Source organism: Bradyrhizobium sp. UFLA05-108 (assembly GCF_059803455.1).
The window spans coordinates 1-2,318 of sequence record NZ_JBANAZ010000168.1; the positions used below are offsets into that span (position 1 = coordinate 1).

Here is a 2,318-nt window from a genome sequence, read left to right on the forward strand (position 1 = left end):
GTATCGCTCCGGCGAAGGCCGCCTTGCGCGGTGTGATGGAGATTGAAGACATAGGCGTATGACTGACCATACGCCTATGCCGAAGGTCTCTCGGCTGGAAATTGTCTCGACGGGCGCTCGGCGCCATTGGACATTCGAGGAGAAGCAGCGGATCGTTGCCGAGAGCTACGGCGGGCCACGATTGGTGTCGGTAACGGCGCGGCGCAACGGCTTGTCTGCGAGCCAATTGTTCACGTGGCGCCGGTTGGCGCGCGAAGGCCGGCTGAGCGGGGATGCCGTGCCGGCGCTTGTTCCTGTGGAGATCACCCCTGCGCCGGCCCCGGCATCGCCGTGTGCGCCGAGGCCGTTGTCTTCGTCTCCTGCGCCGCGCACGAAGGCCGGAATCATCGAGATCGAGCTTGGCGGCTGTCGTGTTCGCGTTGACCGTGACGTGGATGTTGAGGCGCTGCAGCGGGTCCTTGAGCTTCTGAGGCGGCAATGATCCCAACCCCGAGCGGTGTCAGGGTCTGGATCGCGACCGGCCACACCGATATGCGCCGCGGCATGCAAAGCTTGGCGCTTACGATCCAGGAAAGCCTGAAGCGCGATCCCCATGCCGGCGATCTCTACATCTTCCGGGGCCGCCGCGGCGATCTGGTCAAGATTCTCTGGCATGACGGGATCGGGCTGTCGCTCTATGCCAAGCGCCTGGACCGCGGCAAGTTTATCTGGCCTTCGGCGTCTTCCGGCGCAATATCGATCTCAGCGGCACAGATGGCCTATATGCTCGAAGGGATCGACTGGCGGAATCCGCAAGTGACCTGGCGGCCGCGGAGTGCGGGCTGAGCGAAGACCGGCGGGGGCATTTTGGGGGAGTCCCAACGCATCAAATCTGTGATTCACTGCGTCACATGGATGCTGACCGCGACGCGATTCCGGATGACGTTGCCGCCCTGAAACAAGCTCTGGCCGTCGAGCGCGCGAAGGGTTTGGAGATCGCGGCTGAACTCGCGGTCGCCCGCGCGAAAGCGTCGGAAGACGAGGCGCTGATCGCCCAGCAAAAGCTGCAGATCGCCAAGCTGAAGCATCAGATCTACGGCCAGCGGTCGGAGCGCTCGTCGCGCCTGATCGAGCAGTTGGCGTTGACGTTCGAGGAATTGGCAGCCGACGCCACTGAAGACGAACTGGCGGCGGAAGAGGCCGTGGCCAAGACGACGACGGTGCGCGGATTTACGCGCAAGCGCGCCGAGCGCCAGACCTTCCCCGAGCATCTCCCACGAGAACGGGTGGTGATCGAGCCGCCGACGGCTTGCGAATGCTGCGGCGGCAACCGTCTGCGCAAGCTCGGCGAGGACGTGACGAGGACGCTGGAAGTGGTGCCGCGCCAGTGGAAGGTGATCGAGACGGTGCGGGAGAAGTTCTCCTGCCGCGACTGCGAGAAGATCAGCCAGGTCCCGGCACCATTCCATGCCGTCGCACGGGGATGGGCCGGCCCGAGCCTGCTGGCCATGATCATGTTCGAGAAGTTCGGCCAACATCAGCCTTTAAACCGCCAGGCTGAGCGCTACGCCCTGGAAGGCGTGCCGATCGCGCTGTCGACCATGGCGGACGCCGTGGGATCGGTCAGTGCGTCGCTGGAGCCCCTGCTGCGCCTGGTCGAAGCCCATGTCATGGCGGCCGAGCGCCTGCATGCCGATGATACGACCGTGCCAGTGCTGGCCAAGGGCAAGACCGATACGGCACGCTGCTGGATCTACGTCCGGGATGACCGGCCGTTTGGCGGCGCCGGGCCGCCGGCGGCAATGTTCTACTACTCCCGCGATCGCAGGGGCGAGCATCCCCAGGCGCATCTGGCGGGGTATGCCGGCATCCTGCAGGCCGACGCCTATGACGGGTACAACCAGCTCTATCTGGCGGGCCGCCAGCCCGGACCGATCCGGGAAGCGGCATGTTGGGTCCATGCGCGGCGCCCGTTCTTCGCCATGGCCGATATCGAAGAGAATGCGCGTCGCAAGGCCAGCGGAAAGAAGGAGATCCCGCTCTCACCGATCGCGGTCGAGGTCGTGCGGCGGATCGATGCACTGTTCGAGATCGAACGCTCCATCAATGGCAAGAGCCCCGAAGGGCGTCTGGAGGTGCGACAGACGCTGAGCCGGCCTCTGGTCGAGGACCTTCAGGTCTATATGCGGCAGCAGCTCGTCAAGCTGTCCCGTGGGCACGACCTGGCCAAGGCGTTCAACTACATCCTGAAGCGATGGGCGAGCTTCACGCTGTTCCTGAAGGACGGACGCGTCTGTCTCTCCAACAATGCGGCCGAGCGAGGATTAAGAGGTATAGCG

General features: G+C 64.5%; 3 protein-coding genes. All 3 read left to right on the forward strand.

Translation table 11 applies throughout. The annotated features are described in order from the left end of the window. The first annotated feature begins 58 nt into the window (after window positions 1-58). Complete coding sequence (gene tnpA / locus SO140_RS45640) at window positions 59-481, forward strand: IS66-like element accessory protein TnpA (protein ID WP_449384679.1); 423 nt, start codon at window positions 59-61, stop codon at window positions 479-481. Next, window positions 478-825 (forward strand): IS66 family insertion sequence element accessory protein TnpB, encoded by a 348-nt coding sequence (gene tnpB / locus SO140_RS45645; RefSeq protein WP_449384680.1) that lies wholly within the window; start codon window positions 478-480, stop codon window positions 823-825. Before tnpA ends, tnpB begins: the two co-directional genes overlap by 4 nt. 65 nt (window positions 826-890) lie before the next feature. Then, window positions 891-2,318: IS66 family transposase (gene tnpC, locus SO140_RS45650; protein WP_498544171.1), on the forward strand; the 1,428-nt coding region annotated here is incomplete at its 3' end.

Excerpts from the sequence above, each read along its gene's own strand:
- tnpA (WP_449384679.1), top strand. The coding sequence starts at position 59 with ATGACTGACCATACGCCTATGCCGAAGGTCTCTCGGCTGGAAATTGTC.
- tnpB (WP_449384680.1), top strand. The coding sequence starts at position 478 with ATGATCCCAACCCCGAGCGGTGTCAGGGTCTGGATCGCGACCGGCCAC.